The organism is Neobacillus sp. NPDC058068 (assembly GCF_042885335.1).
Classification (GTDB): Bacteria; Bacillota; Bacilli; order Bacillales; family Cytobacillaceae; genus Neobacillus.
On the sequence record NZ_JBHVSI010000021.1, the window covers coordinates 1 to 23,195 of the forward strand.

Genomic DNA, 23,195 nt, shown 5'->3' on the forward strand with positions numbered 1-23,195 from the left:
CCCCGCAGGCGCTTTAGCGCCGAGGAGGCTCACCGCCCGCCCCGCGGAAAGCGAAGCGCCTGGAACGGAAATCAACATTCACTTTTAACAGAGCCATTAATTTAAGCAAAGCCCGAAATTGGGTTTTGCTTTTTTAATAAAAAGAATATTTATAAGCTATAATTAATAATTATTCACAAAAAGGTAATTGAACCAACGAATTTATAAAGGGATTTCTAAATATTTGAAAAAGCCAATTGGACAAAGCCTTGACAATGAATATTCCCACCTTTACAATTAAACATGTATATTTTACATTTTTGGAAATATTACAATTCGAAAAAGCCTTGGTGCTTGCTGTATGTTGAGTCTAAACAATGTACATGCCGACACTTAAAAAATGTAACACAAGTTCATAGCAAGAGGAGGTGTAACGATGGACACAATTACTATTATCATCTCCATTTTGCTTGGCCTATTCGTCGGTGCCGTTGTTGGCTATTTTATTCGTAAATCCATTGCTGAAGCAAAGATAGCAGGAGCAAAGAATGCTGCAGAGCAGATTCTAGAAGATGCGAAACGTGATGCTGATGCATTAAAAAAGGAAGCCCTGTTAGAGGCAAAGGATGAAATTCACAAGCTTCGAACAGAAGCTGAACGTGAGGTTCGAGAACGAAGAAATGAACTGCAAAAACAAGAAAACCGTTTACTGCAAAGAGAAGAGAATTTAGATCGAAAAGAAGAAATGCTTAATAAGCGTGAAAATCTTTTAGAAAAGAAGGATGATTCTCTAAACCAAAGACAACAGCATATTGAAGAGATGGAAAGCAAAGTGGACGAGTTGGTAAGAAGGCAACAAACTGAACTCGAACGAATATCGAGCCTAACGCGCGAGGAAGCGAAAACAATCATTATTGACAAGATGGAGCAGGAACTTACTCACGACACGGCGATAATGATTAAGGAAAGCGAAAATCGTGCAAAAGAAGAAGCCGACAAGAAAGCAAAGGAAATTCTTTCGCTGGCAATCCAGCGTTGCGCTGCTGACCATGTAGCGGAAACGACTGTTTCTGTCGTCAACCTTCCGAATGACGAAATGAAAGGCCGGATCATTGGCCGTGAAGGACGTAATATCCGTACACTTGAAACGTTAACGGGAATTGATTTGATTATTGATGATACTCCTGAAGCTGTTATTCTATCAGGCTTTGACCCTATTCGTCGCGAAACTGCCCGCTTAGCACTTGAGAAATTGGTCCAAGATGGGCGCATCCATCCTGCACGAATCGAGGAAATGGTAGAAAAATCACGACGCGAAGTGGATGAGTACATCCGTGAAGTGGGTGAGCAAACCACCTTTGAAGTGGGGGTACATGGACTTCATCCAGATCTGATTAAAATTCTTGGCCGCTTGAAATTCCGTACTAGCTACGGACAAAACGTCTTAAAGCATTCAATGGAAGTGGCACAGCTTTCGGGCTTGCTAGCCGCTGAACTTGGTCAAGACGAAACGTTAGCTCGTCGCGCAGGCTTACTACACGATATTGGGAAAGCAATTGACCATGAAGTGGAAGGAAGCCATGTAGAAATCGGGGTTGAACTTGCAACGAAATACAAGGAACACCCAGTGGTAATCAATAGTATCGCCTCCCATCATGGAGATACAGAACCAACATCGATTATCGCCGTTCTTGTTGCTGCAGCAGATGCCTTATCAGCTGCAAGACCAGGTGCACGAAGCGAGACTCTTGAGAACTATATTCGCCGACTTGAGAAGCTGGAAGAGATTTCTGAATCCTATGAAGGCGTTGAGAAATCCTTTGCAATTCAAGCTGGACGTGAAGTGCGTATTATTGTAAGACCAGATACGGTAGATGATCTTGCCGCACATCGATTAGCACGCGATATCCGTAAGCGAATCGAAGAAGAGCTTGATTATCCTGGACATATTAAAGTAACAGTCATCCGCGAGACACGGGCTGTTGAATACGCGAAATAAAGCGGTGCGAAAGCACCGCTTTATTTGTTGGGCTCTGATTCGGTTAAAGACCGGGGATTTGTGATACAATTTAAACAAATAAATATTTTTTTGACGAAAGGAAATCAAATGAATCTACTTTTTATCGGCGATGTCGTCGGCTCACCAGGCCGTGACATGGTGAAGGAATATCTGCCAAAATTAAAAGAGAAATACCGGCCGCATTTTACAATTATTAATGGGGAAAACGCAGCTGGAGGCAAAGGAATTACGGAGAAAATTTACCGGGAATTTTTAGGGTATGGAGCACAAGCTGTAACCCTTGGAAACCATGCCTGGGATAATCGCGAGATTTTTGAATTTATCAATTCGGCGAAAAATATGGTCAGACCGGCGAATTTTCCAGAAGGAACTCCTGGTAAAGGATTGGCATTTTTTAAAGTAAATGAGCTGGAAGTGGCGGTTATTAATCTGCAGGGGCGAACATTTATGGCTCCTTTGGATTGCCCGTTTAGAAAGGCTGACGAATTAGTTGAAATAGCTAAAGAAAGAACACCATTCATTTTTGTCGATTTTCATGCGGAAGTGACGAGCGAAAAGCAGGCAATGGGTTGGTATCTTGATGGCAGAGTATCTGCTGTTGTCGGGACACACACACATGTACAAACAGCCGATAGCCGGATCTTGCCTGGGGGAACAGGCTATTTAACTGATGTAGGGATGACGGGGCCTTACGATGGCATTCTTGGAGTAGAAAGAGAGGCAGTATTGACCAAGTTTCTTACTAGCCTTCCTGTACGCTTTGAGGTCGCAAAATCGGGCCGTAATCAGCTAAGTGCAGTTTATATCGAACTTGATAGAAAAAGTGGACAGTGTAAGAAAATGGAGCGCATTTTAATCAACGACGATCATCCATTATATAGTTAAGAGAAACCTTCCAATGGAAGGTTTCTTTTGCTTTTTTTTGTCCAAGCCGGAATATGTCACTTGACAACTGAATATAGTAGCAGTGGAATGTTATAACCTGATTTGTGTTCATGAAACTGCTCATGCGGGATCGGGATTTTCTAAGGGGGAGCTAGGAATGGAAATATTAAAAGTTTCAGCAAAATCTAATCCTAATTCTGTAGCTGGTGCACTTGCCGGAGTTCTGCGTGAAAGAGGTGCAGCAGAAATACAGGCAATTGGTGCGGGTGCATTGAATCAAGCCGTAAAGGCAGTAGCAATTGCACGAGGATTTGTAGCACCTAGCGGAGTTGATTTAATCTGTATCCCTGCGTTTACCGATATTTTAATTGATGGGGAGGAACGCACAGCCATTAAGCTTATCGTAGAGCCGCGGTGAAAGAGATAGACTATTGATAAGTCATTTAAAACGATTTCTTAATCTCCTGCTTGTTGTGTATCTACAAGCGGGTTTTTTCTCGTTATTTAATTATAAATATACTATTCTGATATATAATGAAAAATTGCGAAAAAGGAAAATTCATTGCCGGCTAATAAGGTTAAATAGCATTAGACCGTATGTTCAAACCCCTATGCTGCCTTACTTTTTCGAATTGAAAAAAAGCTGATTTCAAATAATAAAAAAATATTCATATTTTAGACAATATTTCGCTCCAAAGGGTTGCAATTTTAAGAGCATAGGTCTAGAATTGTAAGCGTTTAGTACATATCTGAGGAATTGCTTTTAGTCTTTAAAGCGTAAAAAATAGCGATGTACTCGGAAAAGTGCTACACTATAAGAAGATTCAAACTACTTATTTTTTACATATCCAAAGGGGTGTAAGTCATGATCAATCAACTTTCGTGGAAAGTTGGCGGACAACAAGGGGAAGGTATTGAAAGTACGGGGGAAATCTTTGCAATCGCACTGAATCGAATGGGATATTACTTGTATGGTTATCGGCACTTTTCGTCTCGAATTAAAGGCGGTCATACAAACAATAAGATCAGAGTAAGTACAACAGAGATTCGTTCGATTTCTGATGATCTGGATATACTTGTTGCGTTTGACCAAGAAACCATCGATGTAAATTACCAAGAGCTTCATAGCAAAGGAGTAATCCTAGCTGATTCAAAATTCAATCCAAAAAAACCAGAAGATACTTTGGCATCGTTGTATGCGGTTCCATTTACGGAAATTGCCACTCAACTAGGAACTTCTTTAATGAAGAACATGGTAGCAATCGGTGCAACTTCTGCAGTATTAGACCTAGATATTCAGGTATTTGAAGTAGTAGTCCGCGAGATTTTTGGCAAAAAGGGCGACAAAGTTGTTGCGAAAAATATGGAAGCCATTCAAGCTGGCTATGATTATATGAAAGAGCAAATGGAGGCAAATGTGCCAACAATGGTTCTTGAAAAAGCCGATGGCAAGCGCCGTATGTATATGATTGGTAATGATGCCATTGCACTGGGCGCGCTAGCTGGCGGCTGCCGTTTCATGGCTGCATATCCAATCACACCTGCTTCTGATATTATGGAATATTTGATTAAGAAGTTACCTGCACTTGGCGGGACTGTTATCCAAACAGAAGATGAAATTGCAGCGTGTACCATGACAATTGGAGCTAGCTATGGCGGCGTTCGTGCGATTACAGCTTCTTCAGGTCCTGGCTTATCTTTAAAAATGGAAGCAATCGGCTTGGCTGGTATTACGGAAACTCCGCTTGTTATTGTTGATACACAGCGTGGCGGTCCTTCAACAGGGCTACCTACAAAACAAGAACAGTCAGATTTAATGGCAATGATTTATGGTACACATGGAGAAATTCCGAAGATTGTTATGGCTCCAAGTACTGTACAAGAAGCTTTCTATGATACGGCTGAAGCGTTCAACCTAGCTGAAGAATATCAGTGTCCAGTTATTGTATTATCCGACCTTCAATTATCTCTAGGAAAACAAACAGTTGAGCCGCTTGATGCTTCTAAAGTGGAAATTAGACGCGGTAAGCTCGTAACTGAAGAACTTCCAGAGATTGATAACAAAGGTTATTTCAAACGTTATGAAGTAACGGAAGATGGTATTTCACCACGGACGATCCCAGGGATGAAAAATGGTATTCACCATGTTACTGGTGTTGAGCACGCTGAAACGGGTAAACCATCTGAATCGGCAGCAAATCGGATTGCCCAAATGGATAAACGTTTCCGTAAAGTTGAAAGTATTCGTTTTAATACACCTGTATATAAGAATGCACCACACGAAGAGGCCGATTTGTTAATCGTTGGTTTTAACTCGACTCGTGGGGCGATTGAAGAAGCAATGATTCGCTTAGAAAAAGACGGCTTGAAAGTAAATCATGCACAAATTCGCTTAATTCATCCATTCCCAACCGACGAGGTGCTTCCACTTGTTCGTTCTGCGAAAAAAGTAATTGTCGTGGAAAACAATGCAACAGGTCAGTTGGCAAATATTATGAAAATGAATGTTGGACATGCTGAAAAAATCACTAAATACCTTAAATATGATGGAAATCCATTTCTACCACACGAAGTTCATTCAAAATGTAAGGAGTTGTTCTAAATGGCCACTTTTAAAGACTTTCGTAACGATGTGAAACCGAACTGGTGCCCTGGCTGTGGCGACTTCTCCGTACAAGCGGCAATGCAGCGTGCGGCAGCAAATGTTGGTTTAGAACCACAAAATTTAGCAGTAGTTTCCGGAATTGGCTGTTCAGGCCGTATCTCTGGTTATATTAATTCATATGGCTTCCATGGCATTCATGGTCGCTCACTTCCAATCGCCCAAGGGGTTAAAATGGCCAACCGTGATTTGACAGTTATTGCTTCAGGCGGTGACGGTGACGGTTATGCAATTGGGATGGGGCATACCATTCATGCGATTCGTCGTAATATTGACATCACTTACATTGTCATGGATAACCAAATCTACGGGTTAACAAAGGGGCAAACATCTCCTCGTTCCGCGGTAGGATTTAAAACAAAGTCCACGCCAATGGGATCAATCGAACAATCGATTTCCCCAATGGAAATGGCTTTAACAGTAGGAGCAACCTTTGTTGCACAAAGTTTCTCGACCGATTTAAAAGACCTAACAGCATTAATTGAAGCGGGTATCAACCACAAAGGTTTCGCTTTAATCAATGTGTTCAGCCCATGTGTAACCTATAATAAGGTCAACACATATGATTGGTTTAAGGAAAATCTAACAAAGCTTGGTGATGTAGAAGGATATGACTCGTCAAACCGTGAAATGGCGATGCAGACATTAATGAAGCATAACGGCTTAGTTACTGGACTTATTTACCAAAACAATGAGCGTCCTTCTTATCAAGAATTATTGACTGGATACTCCGAAGAACCGTTGGTAGATTCAGAATTAAACCTTGATCAAGCACACTTTGATAAATTAGTTGCTGAATTTATGTAATCATAAAAAGCTAAACATCCCGGGGATCAATTCCCCGGGATTTTCTATTGTTTTCACCCGCTGAAACCTTTATACTATTATAATGTGCAGATAGGGCACATACTCCTTTACTTTTATAGTAAAGGTAATAAATTACATTATTTATTTTAATAGAAGCTTACGTTAATTCGGTTGAAAGGAGATTTATCCCAATGAATGAAAAACAACGTTTAGATAGTAACCTAGTTGAAGCTGCCAATTCTTCGGACAAAAAATCCGCCAAGGATTACAGCAAATACTTTGAGCAGGTTATAACTGCACCTTCTTTAAAAGAAGCGAAAAAACGTGGTAAAGAAGAAGTAAAATATCATAATGATTTTGCGATTCCTGAAGAATTCCGTGGAATGGGTGAAGGTCGAAAGTTTTATATTCGTACCTATGGCTGCCAAATGAACGAACATGATACGGAAGTGATAGCGGGGATCTTTTTAGCTCTAGGCTATGAGCCGACAGACAGCACGGAGGATGCGAATGTTATTCTCTTAAATACTTGTGCGATTCGTGAAAATGCCGAAAACAAAGTTTTTGGTGAGCTTGGCCACTTAAAGTCATTAAAACTGGAAAAGCCTGATTTACTTATAGGTGTTTGCGGCTGTATGTCACAAGAAGAATCTGTTGTCAACAAGATTTTAAAAACGTACCAGCAGGTGGACATGATTTTCGGTACCCACAATATACACCGCTTACCAAACATTTTGAATGAGGCATATATGTCAAAAGAAATGGTTGTTGAAGTGTGGTCAAAGGAAGGCGATGTCATTGAAAACCTTCCAAAAGTACGCCGTGGCAAGATTAAAGCCTGGGTTAATATCATGTATGGCTGTGATAAATTTTGTACGTACTGTATCGTCCCTTTCACACGTGGGAAGGAACGAAGCCGTCGTCCTGAAGAAATTATCCATGAAGTACGTCAATTAGCAGCACAAGGCTACCAGGAAGTCACTCTCCTTGGGCAAAATGTTAATGCGTATGGTAAAGACCTAGAAATTGAAAACTATGGTCTCGGTGAGTTGATGGATGATTTACGTAAAATCGATATCCCGCGGATTCGTTTCACCACTAGCCATCCACGAGACTTTGATGACCGATTAATTGAAGTCCTTGCTAAAGGCGGCAATTTAATGGATCATATCCATTTACCAGTTCAATCAGGGTCAACAGATGTGTTAAAAATTATGGCTCGTAAATATACAAGAGAACAATATTTAGAGCTTGTGAGAAAAATTAAAGCTGCGATTCCGAATGTTGCCTTAACAACAGATATTATCGTTGGCTATCCAAACGAAACGGATGAACAGTTTGAAGAAACGATGTCCCTCTATCGTGAGGTTGGTTATGAATTGGCGTATACCTTCATTTACTCACCGCGGGAAGGTACTCCAGCTGCAAAAATGGAGGATAATGTCCCAATGGAAGTAAAGAAAGCACGCTTACAGCGTTTAAATGCGCTTGTAAATGAACTTTCTTTAGAGGCTATGAAAAAGCATGAAGGTCAAATCGTTGACGTTCTTGTTGAAGGGGAAAGCAAAAACAACCCTGAAGTCCTTGCTGGGTATACCAGTAGAAGCAAGCTGGTAAACTTTGCTGCTCCAAAGTCAGCAATTGGCAAAATTGTCAAAGTGAAAATTACCCAAGCAAAAACATGGTCATTAAACGGAGAAATGGTCGAAGAATTACAACCGGTAGAGGTGAAATAAAGTGGCGAAGTATACAAAAGACGATATCGTCGCTCGTGCTGCGGATTTAGCACGGATGATTGCAGAAACTGAGGAAGTGGACTTCTTCAAACGGGCTGAAGCTCATATTCATGATAATCAAAAGGTGAAGACGTTAATTGCTGATATTAAAGGATTACAAAAACAAGCGGTAAATCTGCAGCACTACGGAAAACCGGAAGCATTAAAAAAGGTAGAAGACAAAATCGCTTCCATTGAGCAGGAGTTAGATGAAATTCCTGTTGTTCAGGATTTCAAGCAATCTCAATTAGAAGTAAATGAACTGCTGCAGTTGATTGCTTCAACCATTTCTAATACGGTTACCGATGAAATTATTGTTTCAACGGGTGGAGACGTATTAATGGGTGAAACAGGTTCTAGCATGAAGAATGGCGGCGGGGCATGCGATGGCCACGACGATTGCGATCACGAACATTAAAATCTTGAGCCAGGCTTTTAACGAAGCCTGGTTTTTCTTTTTATTAGGCTGTGTTAAAAGTGAATGTTGATTTCCGTTCCAGGCGCTTCGCTTTCCGCGGGGCGTGCGGTGAGCCTCCTCGGCGCTAAAGCGCCTGCGGGGTCTCACCTGTCCCGCTGCTCCCGCAGGAGTCTCGCGCCTTCCACTCCAATCAACATTGTGCTCAAAATCAAGCATGTTCTTTAACACAGCCTTTTATTAATTAAACCTTTCTAAGCAAATCCCTAAAGAGTACTTCTAATCATGGTTCCCTCCGTTTTAAGTACAGGCATACAAGGCACACACCATTAAATCCCGCATAAAATGAACTATGACTAAACATTTAACCAGTATTCACAAAAATATTTTTCACACTAGTCTACAAATTAGCATAGGATGAAATGAAACTGAATGAGGAGGGTTCGCGCGTAATGGGAGAATATAGAGAGATATTAGCAAAGGCGGTAGTAGCGAAAGGACAGAAATTCACCCAGTCCAATCATACGATAAGCCCGGCACATAGTCCGACAAGTATTCTTGGCTGTTGGATCATCAACCATAAATATAACGCGAAAAAAGTCGGCAAGACTGTAGAGATACATGGCTCGTATGACATCAACGTTTGGTACTCATTTAATGATAATACCAAAACAGAAGTGGTAACTGAACGTGTTCAATATACAGATGTCATTAAGTTAAAGTATCGTGATCCAGACTGTATCGATGACAATGAAATTGTTGCGCGGGTTCTGCAACAGCCAAATTGTTGCGAAGCAGTCATCTCCCCAAATGGTAATCGAATCATCGTCCATGTCGAAAGAGAATTTCTTGTTGAAGTAATCGGTGAGACAAAGATTTGCGTTCGCGTCAATCCTGAAGGACTCAAAGACGATGACGATGAATGGGGAATGGATGTAGACGACGAAGAATTCGAAGAACTAAATCCCGATTTCTTAGTCGGCTCAGAAGAGGAATAACATGAACTAGGAGGTTTTTACTTCCTAGTTTTTTTCTTTTATTCAGCGAATTTTTTTACGGAAAACAAGCACCTTAACTTTAGGAGGTGTTTAACATTGGAACCAAGACAGCCTGGAAGTAGAAAGATGCCTGATTTTGATAAATTAAATGATCGAATGATTGCAGAAAGTCCGACTTCCCCCATGTTAGTCATTAAAACGAATCTTGACCCAAAGGATGCTGTAGAAAATAACCCCTACTATCATGAAAAAGAACCGCAAGATCCAAAAGAGTTTAAAGCATATTTTGAACAGTAAAAAGCCAGGATATCATTCTTCCTGGCTTTGTTCCCATTCTGGCCGCAATAAAGACAACACATGGGTATCATGAAATTGTTCATTTTGCTGGATATAACCGCGCAGTAAACCTTCGTTTGTGAACCCCAGCTTCATAAGCAAATTGATGGAGGCCTGATTTTCCGGGTAAACCACGGCCCCGATTCGATACAATTCCAATTGATGAAAGCTAAAGCGGAGCACTTCTTTTATTGCCTCTGAGGTATACCCCCTCCTCCAAAAAGAAGGATGGAGTTCATAGCCAATCTCGGCGCGTTTATTTTTTAGCTGCAAGCCATTCAGACCAATCGTTCCAATGATTCTTTGATTTTCTTTTAACTTGATTCCCCAGCGGATTCCTCGCTTTTCAAGGAAGTTCTTGTGAAACATGTCAATTAATCTGGATGCTTCAACATGTAAAGTGAACCGATCGGTGCCATAAAACCGCGTCACCTCTTCTAAAGAGAAAATCTCGTAAAGGCTATTAGCATGTTGATCTGTTAATTCAATTAATTTTAGTCTTTTTGTTTCTAAAACAGGAAAATTCACGGTATCAGCTCACTTTTAATCATAATGGTTGGTATTAACTTTATTTTCCTCATAGAAAGGAATCTAAGTCAATAGCAAATTATCATTAATGTGTTTATCAGCTGTATTTCGTTTCTATGAAAGGTAAAAAAAGTTAATTAAATAGAAGTTTTCTTTCTAATATTCTGATAATATAGAAACATAGCTCGATTTTAGAAAGGAGAGACAAAGATGAATTTCCCTTTCTATATATTTGGAATCCATCCGCATCTGTTATTAGAAGCACTAGCTTACTTTATCGGCTTCCGAGTGTATTTATTTACGAGAAATAAGGAACGAATCCCGATGGATAAAGCACTTTGGGTGGTGGTTGGAGCCACATTAGGCGCAGCCTTTGGTTCGAAGATTCTTTATTGGTTCGAGGACCCCGGAAAGACAATAGAAAATTGGAATAACTTTATCTACCTTCTAGAAGGCAAAACGATTGTCGGCGGGTTATTAGGTGGACTAATTGGTGTAGAAACAGCCAAAAAACTAATTGGCTGGACACGTTCGACCGGAGATGATTTTGTTCTGCCCTTAGCAGTGGGGATGATGATTGGGAGAATCGGCTGTTTTTTAACGGGGTTAGATGATCATACATACGGTGTGGCTACTACTTGGTTTACAGGTGTTGACTTCGGCGATGGAATTAAACGGCATCCCACCCAGTTATACGAAAACTTCTTCTTGCTTGTTCTCATTATTGTCCTCTATCAAATGAAAAGAAAACAAGTTGGATGGGAAGGGCTATTATTCCAGTTATTCATGCTAAGTTATTTATCGTTTCGCTTGATGATTGACTTTATAAAGCCAACGCCGCACCCTTACTGGATACTTAATAACATACAGCTTGCAAGTTTGCTGGGTATCACGTATTACCTCTGGTTGATTAATAAAAAACAAACAGAAAGAAGGAGAGAAGTCCATGCCTAACCGTCCTTATTTATTTTATGAATTAACGAACAGTATTTGTTCAACCTGCTTGCGTAAAGTCGAAGCAAAGGTCATTATCGAAAATGAAAAAGTCTATTTGGTAAAGAATTGTATGCAGCACGGGCGGGAGAAAGTGTTGATTTCGACTGATGTTGATTATTATAAATGGTGCCGCGAGTTTATTAAGCCTTCGGAAATGCCTTATCGCTGGAATACACCGATTAAGTATGGCTGCCCATATGATTGTGGACTATGTCCCGACCATGAACAGCATAGCTGCTTGACGCTTTTAGAGATAACCGAGAGATGCAATTTAAAATGCCCGATTTGCTATGCAGAATCCTCCCCGCAAAAAGGGAGCTTCCGCAGTCTGGAAAAAATTGAATTTATGCTCGATAATATTATAAAAAATGAACGGCATGCAGATATCGTTCAAATCAGCGGCGGCGAGCCAACGATTCACCCGCAGTTTTTTGACATTCTCGATATGGCAAAATCAAGACCGATCCGGCATATAATGGTGAATACGAATGGACTTCGAATTGCCAATGATAAGGAATTTGTGAAACGGCTTGCCAATTACTCTCCGGGCTTTGAAATTTACCTGCAATTCGATAGCTTTGAAAAGGTAGCCCTTGAAGAATTAAGAGGTGTAGATTTACGAGACATCCGCCAAAAAGCGATCGAGAACTTAAATGAGTATAATATTTCCACTACCCTGGTGGTGACACTGAAAAAAGGATTAAACGATCATGAAGTTGGAAAGATCATTCAGTATGGCCTGCAGCAGAAATGTGTGCGAGGAGTAACCTTCCAGCCCATCCAAGCGGCCGGGAGATTGGAAGAATACGACCCATCGACGAATCGCTTAACACTGAGTGAAGTGCGGCAGATGATTATTGACCAATCGAATGTATTTGGACCAAAGGATATCATCCCTGTTCCCTGCCACCCAGATTGCCTGGCGATGGGATACGCCTTAAAACAAGATGGTGACGTCACACCGTTAACAGGTTTAATTGATCCGAAAATACTTTTAGAAGGGGAACGGAATACGATTGTATTTGAGCAGGATGACAATATTAAAAATATGATCTTCAAACTGTTTTCGCTAAATCACTCACCAGATTCGTCGGCATTATCATTGCAGGATTTATTATGCTGTCTGCCGAAAGTCGCTATGCCTAGCCAAATTGGCTATGACAATGTATTCCGTGTAATTATCATGCAGTTTTTAGACGCCTACAATTTCGATGTCCGCTCTGTGAAGAAATCATGTGTTCATATTGCCCATCCAGATGGCCGCATCATTCCGTTTGATACGTACAATTTATTTTATCGCGATGAAAAAGAACAGGAGCTTAAGAAAATTCAGGCAGAGCTTGAAGGGCGAACTTTCATGCAAGTGGAATAGTATTTATTCGGATAGGAGGGATATTTATTGGATCAGAATAAGGGGAAAGATGGATCATTAAAAGACCTTTGGCTTGGGATTGGAATCTCTCTTGGAATTTACTTATTAGGTATATTAATATTATTTATGTTTGCATCTATCTTTTTTGCTTATTTGTGTATTGCAATCATTGGTTTAATTCTGATTCCTATCATAAGCTTCGCGAAGAAAAGGAACCGGTTAGGGCAAGGGGCATTAATTGGTCTCGGGTTAAATATATTGTTATTTACCGCCTGCTTTGGAATCTTAATCACAAATCTGGGTGGATGAAAAGGAGGTTATCATGTTGGATGATCGTCAATTTCGAGATGCGATGGGCAAATTTGCGACAGGGGTAACAGTCGTGGCGACAGAGGTTGACGGAAATATTCATGGTATGACCGCCAATGCCTTCATGTCCGTTTCACTCAATCCGAAACTTGTCGTGGTCTCGATTGCGGAAAAGGCACATATGCTGGGAAAAATAATGCAGAGCGGGACATTCTCCGTTAATATCCTTGCTGCTGACCAGCAAGAGCTATCAATGATTTTTGCCGGGCAGGTAAAAAATCACCAAGAAGTGGTGTTCGAACATCTAAACGGAGTTCCGGTGTTGCCAAATTCAATGGCGCAAATTTCCTGTGAAGTCTCGGCTGCACATGTTGAAGGGGACCACACGTTGTTTATTGGCAAGGTTAGGGACATTCGGGTTGAAGATTCTGAACCACTTATTTATTATCGTGGAAAATATCGACGGTTGGCAGGGGATTAATCGAAGAATCAAGACAGTTAGATAGTTTTTTATGGTTTTTTAATTGCGATTTTACAAAAGCTATCCATTTTTTTAAGATTAGTAGTAAAATTTTACTTGAATTAGGATTACAAAAAAATGCGCTGAATTTTTCAGCGCATTTTTCTGTGTTTTCGTAAAATAATACTTAATTTTTAAAAATAAAAAATATTCAGAATACGTTGACAAGTAATATTTACCTATGTAGAATTACAGTTAGTAAAGAAAGGCGCCTTTTTTACCGAAAACGGATTCAAAATTGTAAAATTTATTATGTTAAAATTTTACTAGGATTTCAACTGGAATTTTAGTCTATTGTTTTTGATGGCCAACAAAAGCGATAGACCCGGTTCAGACATTTGATTTTTATGAAAGCGGATTCATTTGTTATTTTCCACATTCACCGTTTTGATTTTATTGAATAAAGGGAGGTTTATTCATTGGCAGTAAAAACAATCAGCAGAAATTTCCTCAAGTTTTTGGTTGTCATTCTTGCATTCCAGGATGTAGCTGCAGGGGTAGCCGGATCAATAATGGCGGACATTATTGAGGCATTTCCACAATATGACCCGACCATCGTTATGCTAGTTGCGACCTTTCCTGGATTAATTCAAATATTTCCGGCACTCTTTTACGGCAAACTCACCAAAATTTTCAAGAAGCGGACACTTTTGTTTATCGGCTTAAGCCTATTTATTATCGGTGGAGTACTCCCTACATTTATTGATAGTTTACCATTGATTATTGTAATGAGAGGTATTTTAGGGCTTGGTGTTGGAATCACTATGCCATTATCGGTAGATGTGATTACCGATTTCTTTGATGGCAGAGAAAGGGATTTCTTAATCGGCTTTGGAACTTCAACTATCGCATGTATTGGAGCGATCTTCTTTCAATTAGTTGGTGGAATTTTAGCAGATTCTTTTGGCTGGCACTATGGTTTCTTAACCTATCTATTCCCAATCTGGATACTAGCTGTTACAATCCTTTATCTTCCAGAGCCTGAAAAGAAACAGCATACTAAAACAGAAGGATCAGCGCCTAGCCAAAAGGTTAAATTACCGAAAGCAATCTATTGGGTATGCTTAGGACAGGTATTATATTCCGGTTTGATTTTTGGCTATGTCACGAATATTTCCGTTGTCATTCAAGCCGATAAATTGGGTAATGCAACCGAGGCTGGTCTGGCAATCTCAGTTTTTACATTTGGAACACTGCTTGCGGGGTTCTTATTTGGAAAAATAAAACACAGACTTACAAACTATTACTTACCGGTCGCTGTTTTAGTAACGGGAATAGGCATGGCCGTCTGTTATTTTTCCCCAAATTTAACGATGATTTTTGTTGGAAGTCTTGTAGGAGGCTTTGCAATGGGAATCGGTCTCCCAGGTGTTTTTACTAAAGTTTCTGAACTTTCCCCTGTTGGTGCATCAGCCGTGGGATTAGTCGTTGTAGGTCAAGGTCTCGGTGGAATCTTGGGCCCTTTTGGATTTCAGCTTATCCAAACCTTATTTAAACAGGATATTGGTAGATTTCCGTTAGCTGTAAGTGCGATTGGATTAATAGTGTTGGCATTGATTTGGTCGATGTCAGTGCGGGTTACAAAAAGGGATTTGGAAGTTAAAGTAGGTCAATAAATTTGTAAAATAGAGCTAAAATGATGAAATGAATTTTTGTCATTTTAGCTTCTTTAAATTAAGGCTCTGTTAAAAGTGAATGTTGATTTCCGTTCCAGGCGCGAGCGGTTCGCGGGGCGGGCGGTGAGCCTCCTCGGCGCTAAAGCGCCTGCGGGGTCTCACCTGTCCCGCTGCTCCCGCAGGAGTCTCGCGCCTTCCACTCTAATCAACATTGTGCTTTAACACAGCATAAATTAAAAATATTTATAATTTATTGACAAAGTGAAATATTCAGATGTAAAATTATAGTCAAGGTAAGAAAGCGCTTTACTTTGGTTATTTACCACTATTTTCACATTATAAACACCTAACTAAAATTTTAGTTAGGGTGACCTAGGAGTTTTTAAATTATTTTTGAAAAGTGGGGTTATAAAAGAATGGTGGAAATTTTATCTAGAAAAGCTCAAACAGGAGACTATCAAACATTTTTCCATGAAGGCGGTGTGCCATCCGCGGAAACGATTATTTTTCTACATGGCAGCGGCCCTGGAGTAAGTGCAAAGTCAAATTGGCAGCACATATTACCACATTTCAAAGAGAATTTTCATGTTGTGGCGCCAGACATATTCGGATTTGCCAACACTGACCATCCTGAAACCTACCCGAAAAATGGGGCAGAATGGATGAATGAAAGGATCAAACAAGTTCTAGCATTAATGGACGAATTAGGGGTTGAAAAAGCACATTTAGTCGGTAACTCTCTAGGAGGGGTCATTGCCCTGCATCTTCTCATGTATGCTCCGGAGCGGTTTGACCGTGTTGTATTAATGGGGGCAGGCGGAGGCTTGACAGAACCAACTCCAGAACTTGCAAAATTAGCAAACTTCCATAAGGATCCAAATCCAATTGCATTTAAAAATCTATTAAGCTGGTTTTTATATGATCAAAGCGTTCTAGAAGATGAGCTTGAGGCAATTGTTGCGGAGCGATTGGAGTTATTTTTGAAGCCAGAAGTCCGCAGATCCTATGAAGAAAATTTTTCGAAATCACATTTAACCGATATGCTTGTTCCACCATCCGCACTAAAACAAATGGATCATTCTATTTTACTAATTCATGGCCATGGAGATCGATTTGTACCGCTTCAAAGCAGTCTATTTGTAATGGATCATTTGCCAAATGCCCAACTTCACATCTTTAAGCGTTGTGGACATTGGGCACAAGTAGAGCAAAAAGAAAGATTTATCAAACTAACATCGGATTTTTTCAACGGTGAACTATAGAAAGACTATGAAAATGAAGCATTAAAGTACTTGCTAAATACACCGTTGATTCCCTATAAATATGGCGGCATATTGTATAGTTGGTAGACTTCTACTAATGAAATGCCATAATATAGGGATAAAACAAGAATACTTGAGAATCGAAGGTGTATGAACATGAAAATAGATAAGGCTTATCGTTATATTAAAAGACAAATTATTGAGGGCAATTGGGAACCGGAAGCAGCTATCAATGTGAATGAACTGTCTGAAATATTAAATATTAGCAGAACGCCAATCCACAAGGCATTGTCGAAGCTTGAGCAAGAAGGGTTTCTTACTATTATTCCTCAAGTAGGGGTGTATGTTAAAAGACCAGATCCAAATGAAGTTATCGAGCGCTTATTGGTTTGTGCAAATCTTGATGCATTGATGACGGAGCAAGCAGCCTTACATTTGACTGATGAAGACTTTCATTATATGGAAGCAACCTTAAAGAAAATGGATAATCCAAAGCTGTCAGCCGATGATTATTCCAGCCTGAATATTGATTTTCACCGGACAATTTATCGAGCTTCCAAGTTAACCTACACGTTTAATTTAGCCAATCAGCTTTGGGATTACTTGAATTTTGTTGGGAATCCGGAAGACTTATTTACTGATGGACGCAGAAAACAATCCCAAACAGAGCATTGGATTATTTACTATAGTCTGAGAGAAAAAGATAGTAAGATGGCAAAAAGATTGATGGAAAAGCATATGCGCCGGGTGTCTCAGATAGTAGGGGAAAAATATCAGAACATAGAAATAAAACAGAGAGTGTTTAACTAGTCATGATTATGGAGAAGAAAAGGAAAAAATCCAATTTGCGGGAGGTAATTTTTTATGGAACAGGGTGTGCTGGAAACTAAAAGAGAATTGGTGGATAAGGCCCGGTCTTTAATCCCGAAATTACGGGAATATAGTGAAGAAATTGAAAAAACAAATACATTACCTAAGACCATTATTGAGGATTTGCAAAAAGAAGGTACATTAAAAGTTTTACGTCCCTATCTTTTTGGCGGTTTTCAGACAAATATGCGCACTTATACAGAGGTTGTAACCGAAATTGCCCGAGGCAATGGGTCTGCAGGCTGGTTTGTTGCACTAAGTAATATTAGAGATTATATGATTTCGTATACCTTTGGAGAGAAAGCATTAAATGAAATTTATAAACCGGGAGAAGATGTCGTTTTAGCTGGGAACTTTAAACCTATTAAGTGTGATATCAAGAAAGTTGACGGCGGATATTATATAGAGGAAGCACAGTGGCCGTTTGTATCAGGAAGCCCGCATGCTGATTGGTGTTACTTTGGTTTTCCAATCGTAGATGATAACGGCGGCGTAGAAATGGCGATTATGGTAATTCCACGTGACGAATTAGAAGTTTTTGACGACTGGTATGTAATGGGGTTAAAAGGTTCAGGCAGTAATAGCTGCAAAATCAAAAATGTCTTTGTCCCTGATCACCATGTATCTTTGGACCGCTTAGCAAGCAAAGGCCACTATTTAATTGAGCCGTTAAAAGATGTTGCATTGTATCGTTCTTCCTTTGTACCGTCGCTTACATTGTCAATTGTTGCACCTGCATTAGGACTCGCTCAGGCGGCAATGGATTTATATATGGAAAGACTCCCAAAGGCAGGTATCGGAAATACCTTCTATAGAAAACAAAGCGAAGCAGCTGTAACACACCACCAGGTAGCACAAGCACAACTTAAAATTGACTCCGCTGAGCTTCATCTATATCGAGCTGTCGACAAAATCGACGCATATGCTGAACGAGGAGAGGTAATGGATACGGCCGAAATTATTAAAGTGAAAGCTGATTTTGGCTATGTTAATCAATTATGTAAAGAAGCAATTGATCTCTTAGTAGCTGGTGTCGGCTCGATGTTTACCTATGATACAAACTCACTTCAAATAGTCTATCGAGATTTCCTAACAATGCATTTACACGGTTTCATCACACCTTCAAGTTTGATTGAAACGTATGGAAGAGTCCTTTGTGGACAGGAACCGAATACTTATTTTGTTTAATTGATTAAAATGAACTAAGCTTGTCAATAGTTTTCAAATTATTCAAAAATAAAGGGAGGCAATTTGGATGAGTTTACCTGAAATCGCAAAGTTAGGACATGTTGCATTAATTACGACAGATCTTGAAAAGTCACTTTGGTTTTATAAAGAAGTGATTGGTTTAGAGGAAACAGAAGTAGTAGACGGTACCCATTATTTACGCGCTTGGGGAGATTTCGAACACCATACCCTTTCCGTAAAAGCTGGCGAAAAACCACAGCTTGATCATATTGCTTGGCGGGCAAAACGTCCTGAAGACGTAGAAGGTTTTGCTAACCTCTTGCAGGAAGCCGGTACCGAAGTAACATGGGTTGAAGCTGGGGAGGAAGCAGGGCAGGGAAGAGCCATTCGTTTTCAATTGCCTAGTGAGCATCGCTTTGAAATTTATTATGACATGGAAAAAACATTAGCTGATCCATCTAGACGTTCCGTATTAAAAAATCAAACCTATAAATCCTGGGCACGCGGTGTTTCACCAAGAAGAATTGATCATGTCAACCTCTTAACATCATTGAAAGCAAATGTCATTTCAGATTATCTTCAAGAAAAATTAGGATTTAAAATGCGTGAGTACGTAAAAGCACCTGATGATTCTTTAGTTGGCGCCTGGTTAAGTGTTACACCTTTAGTACACGATATCGCCGTCAGCCATGACCCATTCGCGCCAACTACACATCAAATTCATCACATATCTTACTGGCTAGATAATGCCCAAGACCTTCTACGAGCTGCAGATATTCTAAAAGAACATGATATTTTCTTCAAAGGACCTGGTAAACACGGTATTTCTCAAGCAATGTATATTTATGCGATTGATCCTGGAAGCGGACTGCGCGTGGAATTATTCACAAATGGATATTTAATCTTTGAACCTGATTGGGAACCAATCGAGTGGACCGTAGATGAAATGGATATCGGTTTCACCTTCTGGGGGGATCAAATGGATACGCTTCCAGAAAACAATCCAACAATTGAGGCATAATAGATTTAATAGAATAGTAGAATTTTGACATATTATAAAAACAGAAAGGGGAACAAGAAAATGGATGATCGTCAATTTCGCACAGCGATGGGGAAATTTGCAACAGGTGTAACCGTTATTGTTACAGATGTGGAAGGTGATGTGCATGGAATGACAGCTAATGCCTTCATGTCTGTTTCACTTAGTCCAAAGCTAGTTGTCATTTCTATAGGTGAAAATGCTCGCATTCTTGAAAAAATAAAACAAAGTAACACATTTTCAGTAAATATTCTTGCTGCGCACCAACAAGAACTGTCGATGATTTTTGCGGGACAGATAAAAGAACCTCGTGAAGTGGCATTTGATCGTCTTGATGGAAAGCCAGTTTTGGCTGGTGCTGTTGCACAAATTGCCTGTGAAGTTTCAGCGGAACATGTAGAAGGCGACCATACGCTTTTTATCGGCAAAGTTACCGATATTCACCTAGAAGATGCAGAACCTCTGATTTTTTACAGTGGACGATACCGGGCACTTGCCGAAGAAACGGCAGTTACTATTTAAGTAATATCATTTGTAATTTAATAATAGGAAAGACTCCTTTTCTTACGGTTAGGAGTCTTTAGTGTAAAAAAAATCTGGAGGTGCCAAAATGGGAATCAAAGTTGTTAGATTTGAAAAAGAAAACCAAGAACAATGGGGTGTTCTATCGGGAGAGGAAATACTTATTCTTGAAAATACATATGCGAGTTTAGCTGAATTTTTGGAAAAAGGGAAAGAGGAAGCAAAATCGATTCAAGCAAAGATAAATGTTGAAACCATTCCGTTTAATGAAGTGACTATATTAAGTCCGGTAACAAAGCCGGCACGAATTATTTGTCAGGGGGTTAACTATTCCACGCATCGTTCCGAGACAGGAATGGAAGCATCCAGACCTCCATATAACATGATATTTAGCAAAGCTGATAGTTCACTATCTGGGGCATACAGTGAAATCAAGAGACCTCCTCATGTAAAATTACTGGATTATGAATTAGAACTCGGACTTGTGATTGGAGCAGATATTTCGGAAGCTGTAGATGTAACTAATGAAAATCTTCATCAGTATATAGCCGGTTTAGTAATTGTAAATGATGTTTCTGCACGGGATGTTCAACTTCCTCAAGGTCAATGGTTAAAGGGAAAGAGCTATCGGACTTTTTGTCCAACAGGTCCTTATCTTTACCTGCTCGATAAGGAAGAACTGCCATTCATAAATGACCTAGAGCTTAATCTATGGGTGAATGATGAACTAAGGCAATCCGCTAACTCCAACCAGCTTCTTTATAAACCGGCCGAAACGTTAACAGACCTTTCAGAAGTGATAGATTTATCGCCAGGGGACCTGCTTTTAACTGGAACTGCAGGAGGGGTAGCGTTAAATCTTACTCTAGAGGTAAATTCAATCATAGCAAACCTGTCGATTCCTTATCAACAGAAACTAGAATTATTGGTGGAAAATCAATTAAAAAGTGGAAAATACTTAAAAGATGGCGATATCATTCGCTGTCAAATTAAAAGTGCGGATGGTGTAATCAATTTGGGAGAACAAATGAACAAAGTAGTCATGAATAAAGAAAAAAGTCTGATTGATTCCAAGTAGACCCTATATTCACACTGGAAATTTAAGAAATGGGTGAGATTATGAATAGTAATCTAGCTAATATATTGGAAACAAGCAGCCCAGATGATGGTAATAAAAAAATTATAACGACTACTAGTGCTTTTGGAATTTTGCGAAAAGGAATCATCGAAAATTTAGGAACGAAGCGAGCAAAAGGATTTCTTCTCCGCTATGGTTGGAGCTTAGGTGTTACCGATGCGGATGAAGCGATGAAAACCATTTCCTCAATAGAAGATCTCCTTAATCAGGCATCCATCCTTCATTTAAGGTCAGGTCAAATTAAAGACATAAAGTCCGAAAGAATCATTGAAATGAGTGATTCGGAAACGATTAAATCGATACTTGGAAAAGGAAAATGGATTGACTCGTTTGAAGCAAATGAGCACCTTAAGCATCATGGTACATCTGCCATTCCGGTTTGCCATACGTTGACAGGCTATGCAAGTGGTTATATGACATCAGTTTGTAAGAAGAGCGTCATTGTTAAGGAAATTAGCTGCATTGCTAAAGGGGATGCTGAATGCTGTTTCGAAGCAAAGCTCCAGGAGGACTGGGGAAGTGAAATTCAGGAGGAGTTAAAATTCTACAATGAATCAAATATTATTGAAGAGTTAGAGTATACGTACGAGCAATTGTTAGAGCAGCGGAATTATATCGAAAAGGTTTCAAAATTTCATAAGAAATTAACGGAAAGTGTATCGAATGGGAGCAATTTGCAGGATATTGCTGATACCACCTTTAAATTATTTAGAATTCCAATTTCGATAGAGGACTTGAGTTTTCAAAAAATAGTTTTCTCAGGGATGGACGAAGAAGAGTATTGTCGGCTTAATCATGAATTGAAACAGAGCCTAATTCGCAAAAACAGGAGAAATAACAACATCCTGCCACTATTTAATGAAACCACTAAATTGAGAACAGAAAATCAAGAACGTCTTATAACACCAATCATTGTTCAAAGAAAGGTAATTGGCTATTGCAGCTTCCTTTATAAAAAGAATACAGTGAAAAACATGGAGAATAATATTATGTTTATCGAGCGGTTTGCCAATGCCGCTTCCTTATACCTTTTAAATGAAAAAACCAGTTTTGAGGCATTGGAAAAAATGAAAGGGTATTTTTTAGAACAAATTATAAAAGGACAATATTCTTCTAAAGAGGAAATCATCAACCGCGGACGATATATGGGATTTGAATTGGTAAAACCATTTTATATTGCTGCAATTAACTATCAAGAGAGAGGAAAGGCAGCTAAAAATCATATTGATCACTATGATCAGGTTTTAGAGACCATCGCAAAATATCTTGATATCCAAGGAGATAAAGTGTTAATTGGCCTGTATGAGGGTCAAATAATTATGCTGATTCCTGAAATGAAAAATCTACTTCTAAAAATGGAGAAAATTTTAAAACATGTAGAAACTACTTATCCTACCTACCGATATAAAATCGGCATTAGTGATAAATCAGAAGAAATTGAGTGTATAGTAGATTACTTAGAAGAATCATTAATAGCATTGAGGATGGCGACTGAAAAGAAAATAATCAGTTTTAAGGATTTAGGAATTGTTGGGGTACTAATTAATTCAAAAAATGTCAGCGGTATCAAAAAAATTGCCAAACAAGAATTAGGACCGCTCTATCAGCAGAAAGACGCAAAACAAAAAGAATTAATCAAAACACTATATGTTTTTTTGGCGAATGGTGGAAAACTCCAGCAAACCATGGATGACCTTTCTTTGTCAATGAGTGGACTTATGTATCGGATTAATAAAATTGAAACGTTAATCAATAAAAATTTACGAGATTCTTCACAAAGTTATCAGCTTTTACTCATTCTTGATTCTCTGCTGGCTTTGGGAGAGCTTGAGATATAGAAAAAAAGCAGTCCTAGCCTTGGATTGTTTTTTTTTGCATTGTTCCGGAGCAAAAACCAATAAAAAGTTACGAAAAACAGAAACCAATATAAACCGCTTAAATATAGTGAAAACTTAAAT

22 protein-coding genes are annotated in these 23,195 nt (G+C 39.4%); 21 read left to right on the top strand and 1 reads right to left on the bottom strand.

The window, feature by feature from the left end:
• Nucleotides 1-415: 415 nt before the first annotated feature.
• The 9 genes from rny (at nt 416) to ACFVSW_RS21895 (ending at nt 9,838) form a co-directional block, all read left to right on the top strand.
• Complete coding sequence (gene rny / locus ACFVSW_RS21855) at nt 416-1,978, top strand: ribonuclease Y (protein ID WP_387318731.1); 1,563 nt, start codon at nt 416-418, stop codon at nt 1,976-1,978.
• A 108-nt stretch (nt 1,979-2,086) separates the two neighbouring features.
• Nucleotides 2,087-2,884 (top strand): TIGR00282 family metallophosphoesterase, encoded by a 798-nt coding sequence (locus ACFVSW_RS21860; protein WP_387318732.1) that lies wholly within the window; start codon nt 2,087-2,089, stop codon nt 2,882-2,884.
• Nucleotides 2,885-3,041: 157 nt separating this feature from the next.
• On the top strand, nt 3,042-3,302 hold the full coding sequence (gene spoVS, locus ACFVSW_RS21865) for a stage V sporulation protein SpoVS (protein ID WP_003211281.1): 261 nt from the start codon (nt 3,042-3,044) through the stop codon (nt 3,300-3,302).
• 447 nt (nt 3,303-3,749) lie between these two features.
• Nucleotides 3,750-5,486, top strand: coding sequence for a 2-oxoacid:acceptor oxidoreductase subunit alpha (locus ACFVSW_RS21870; protein WP_387318733.1), 1,737 nt, complete (start codon nt 3,750-3,752; stop codon nt 5,484-5,486).
• The gene (locus tag ACFVSW_RS21875; RefSeq protein ID WP_387318734.1) at nt 5,487-6,353 is read left to right on the top strand and encodes a 2-oxoacid:ferredoxin oxidoreductase subunit beta; all 867 of its coding nucleotides are present in this window, start codon (nt 5,487-5,489) and stop codon (nt 6,351-6,353) included. It begins immediately after the preceding gene.
• Nucleotides 6,354-6,544: 191 nt separating this feature from the next.
• Nucleotides 6,545-8,089, top strand: coding sequence for a tRNA (N6-isopentenyl adenosine(37)-C2)-methylthiotransferase MiaB (gene miaB, locus ACFVSW_RS21880; protein ID WP_387318735.1), 1,545 nt, complete (start codon nt 6,545-6,547; stop codon nt 8,087-8,089).
• Between the two features lies 1 nt (nt 8,090).
• Complete coding sequence (locus tag ACFVSW_RS21885; protein WP_387318736.1) at nt 8,091-8,546, top strand: YlbF/YmcA family competence regulator; 456 nt, start codon at nt 8,091-8,093, stop codon at nt 8,544-8,546.
• Between the two features lie 449 nt (nt 8,547-8,995).
• Entirely contained in the window at nt 8,996-9,541 is a 546-nt protein-coding gene (locus ACFVSW_RS21890) for an outer spore coat protein CotE (protein ID WP_024028281.1), read from the top strand.
• Between the two features lie 96 nt (nt 9,542-9,637).
• Nucleotides 9,638-9,838 (top strand): hypothetical protein, encoded by a 201-nt coding sequence (locus ACFVSW_RS21895; RefSeq protein ID WP_387318737.1) that lies wholly within the window; start codon nt 9,638-9,640, stop codon nt 9,836-9,838.
• Nucleotides 9,839-9,850: 12 nt separating this feature from the next.
• Here the strand turns inward: ACFVSW_RS21895 and ACFVSW_RS21900 are convergent, their stop codons facing one another.
• Nucleotides 9,851-10,405: a GNAT family N-acetyltransferase gene (locus ACFVSW_RS21900; protein ID WP_387318738.1), complete on the bottom strand. Its 555-nt coding sequence runs from the start codon at nt 10,403-10,405 to the stop codon at nt 9,851-9,853.
• A gap of 210 nt (nt 10,406-10,615) precedes the next feature.
• Here ACFVSW_RS21900 and ACFVSW_RS21905 point away from each other — a divergent pair, with 210 nt between their 5' ends.
• The 12 genes from ACFVSW_RS21905 (at nt 10,616) to ACFVSW_RS21960 (ending at nt 23,075) form a co-directional block, all read left to right on the top strand.
• Nucleotides 10,616-11,359: a prolipoprotein diacylglyceryl transferase gene (locus ACFVSW_RS21905; protein WP_387318739.1), complete on the top strand. Its 744-nt coding sequence runs from the start codon at nt 10,616-10,618 to the stop codon at nt 11,357-11,359.
• Complete coding sequence (locus ACFVSW_RS21910) at nt 11,352-12,773, top strand: radical SAM protein (RefSeq protein ID WP_387318740.1); 1,422 nt, start codon at nt 11,352-11,354, stop codon at nt 12,771-12,773. Before ACFVSW_RS21905 ends, ACFVSW_RS21910 begins: the two co-directional genes overlap by 8 nt.
• Nucleotides 12,774-12,800: 27 nt before the next feature.
• On the top strand, nt 12,801-13,082 hold the full coding sequence (locus tag ACFVSW_RS21915) for a hypothetical protein (RefSeq protein WP_387318741.1): 282 nt from the start codon (nt 12,801-12,803) through the stop codon (nt 13,080-13,082).
• Nucleotides 13,083-13,098: 16 nt separating this feature from the next.
• Nucleotides 13,099-13,563 carry a flavin reductase family protein gene (locus ACFVSW_RS21920; RefSeq protein ID WP_387318742.1) on the top strand — a complete coding sequence of 155 codons (465 nt, stop codon included), beginning with the start codon at nt 13,099-13,101 and terminating at the stop codon, nt 13,561-13,563.
• A gap of 458 nt (nt 13,564-14,021) precedes the next feature.
• Nucleotides 14,022-15,218 (top strand): MFS transporter, encoded by a 1,197-nt coding sequence (locus ACFVSW_RS21925; protein WP_387318743.1) that lies wholly within the window; start codon nt 14,022-14,024, stop codon nt 15,216-15,218.
• A gap of 416 nt (nt 15,219-15,634) precedes the next feature.
• Nucleotides 15,635-16,480 carry an alpha/beta fold hydrolase gene (locus ACFVSW_RS21930; protein WP_387318744.1) on the top strand — a complete coding sequence of 282 codons (846 nt, stop codon included), beginning with the start codon at nt 15,635-15,637 and terminating at the stop codon, nt 16,478-16,480.
• A 156-nt stretch (nt 16,481-16,636) separates the two neighbouring features.
• Nucleotides 16,637-17,290: a GntR family transcriptional regulator gene (locus ACFVSW_RS21935; RefSeq protein WP_387318745.1), complete on the top strand. Its 654-nt coding sequence runs from the start codon at nt 16,637-16,639 to the stop codon at nt 17,288-17,290.
• 54 nt (nt 17,291-17,344) lie between these two features.
• Nucleotides 17,345-18,538 (top strand): acyl-CoA dehydrogenase family protein, encoded by a 1,194-nt coding sequence (locus ACFVSW_RS21940; RefSeq protein ID WP_387318746.1) that lies wholly within the window; start codon nt 17,345-17,347, stop codon nt 18,536-18,538.
• 67 nt (nt 18,539-18,605) lie between these two features.
• The gene (locus tag ACFVSW_RS21945; protein WP_387318747.1) at nt 18,606-19,559 is read left to right on the top strand and encodes a VOC family protein; all 954 of its coding nucleotides are present in this window, start codon (nt 18,606-18,608) and stop codon (nt 19,557-19,559) included.
• A gap of 60 nt (nt 19,560-19,619) precedes the next feature.
• Nucleotides 19,620-20,099, top strand: a complete 480-nt coding sequence (locus tag ACFVSW_RS21950; RefSeq protein ID WP_387318748.1) for a flavin reductase family protein — start codon at nt 19,620-19,622, stop codon at nt 20,097-20,099.
• Between the two features lie 88 nt (nt 20,100-20,187).
• Nucleotides 20,188-21,177 (top strand): fumarylacetoacetate hydrolase family protein, encoded by a 990-nt coding sequence (locus ACFVSW_RS21955; protein ID WP_387318749.1) that lies wholly within the window; start codon nt 20,188-20,190, stop codon nt 21,175-21,177.
• Nucleotides 21,178-21,206: 29 nt separating this feature from the next.
• Nucleotides 21,207-23,075 (top strand): V4R domain-containing protein, encoded by a 1,869-nt coding sequence (locus ACFVSW_RS21960; protein WP_387318750.1) that lies wholly within the window; start codon nt 21,207-21,209, stop codon nt 23,073-23,075.
• The last annotated feature ends 120 nt before the right edge of the window (nt 23,076-23,195 follow it).

What these genes read in the sequence shown, in the direction of transcription:
- rny (WP_387318731.1), top strand. Translation starts at nt 416, where the DNA reads ATGGACACAATTACTATTATCATCTCCATTTTGCTTGGCCTATTCGTC.
- ACFVSW_RS21860 (WP_387318732.1), top strand. Translation starts at nt 2,087, where the DNA reads ATGAATCTACTTTTTATCGGCGATGTCGTCGGCTCACCAGGCCGTGAC.
- spoVS (WP_003211281.1), top strand. Translation starts at nt 3,042, where the DNA reads ATGGAAATATTAAAAGTTTCAGCAAAATCTAATCCTAATTCTGTAGCT.
- ACFVSW_RS21870 (WP_387318733.1), top strand. Translation starts at nt 3,750, where the DNA reads ATGATCAATCAACTTTCGTGGAAAGTTGGCGGACAACAAGGGGAAGGT.
- ACFVSW_RS21875 (WP_387318734.1), top strand. Translation starts at nt 5,487, where the DNA reads ATGGCCACTTTTAAAGACTTTCGTAACGATGTGAAACCGAACTGGTGC.
- miaB (WP_387318735.1), top strand. Translation starts at nt 6,545, where the DNA reads ATGAATGAAAAACAACGTTTAGATAGTAACCTAGTTGAAGCTGCCAAT.
- ACFVSW_RS21890 (WP_024028281.1), top strand. Translation starts at nt 8,996, where the DNA reads ATGGGAGAATATAGAGAGATATTAGCAAAGGCGGTAGTAGCGAAAGGA.
- ACFVSW_RS21905 (WP_387318739.1), top strand. Translation starts at nt 10,616, where the DNA reads ATGAATTTCCCTTTCTATATATTTGGAATCCATCCGCATCTGTTATTA.
- ACFVSW_RS21910 (WP_387318740.1), top strand. Translation starts at nt 11,352, where the DNA reads ATGCCTAACCGTCCTTATTTATTTTATGAATTAACGAACAGTATTTGT.
- ACFVSW_RS21930 (WP_387318744.1), top strand. Translation starts at nt 15,635, where the DNA reads ATGGTGGAAATTTTATCTAGAAAAGCTCAAACAGGAGACTATCAAACA.
- ACFVSW_RS21935 (WP_387318745.1), top strand. Translation starts at nt 16,637, where the DNA reads ATGAAAATAGATAAGGCTTATCGTTATATTAAAAGACAAATTATTGAG.
- ACFVSW_RS21940 (WP_387318746.1), top strand. Translation starts at nt 17,345, where the DNA reads ATGGAACAGGGTGTGCTGGAAACTAAAAGAGAATTGGTGGATAAGGCC.
- ACFVSW_RS21945 (WP_387318747.1), top strand. Translation starts at nt 18,606, where the DNA reads ATGAGTTTACCTGAAATCGCAAAGTTAGGACATGTTGCATTAATTACG.
- ACFVSW_RS21950 (WP_387318748.1), top strand. Translation starts at nt 19,620, where the DNA reads ATGGATGATCGTCAATTTCGCACAGCGATGGGGAAATTTGCAACAGGT.
- ACFVSW_RS21955 (WP_387318749.1), top strand. Translation starts at nt 20,188, where the DNA reads ATGGGAATCAAAGTTGTTAGATTTGAAAAAGAAAACCAAGAACAATGG.
- ACFVSW_RS21960 (WP_387318750.1), top strand. Translation starts at nt 21,207, where the DNA reads ATGGGTGAGATTATGAATAGTAATCTAGCTAATATATTGGAAACAAGC.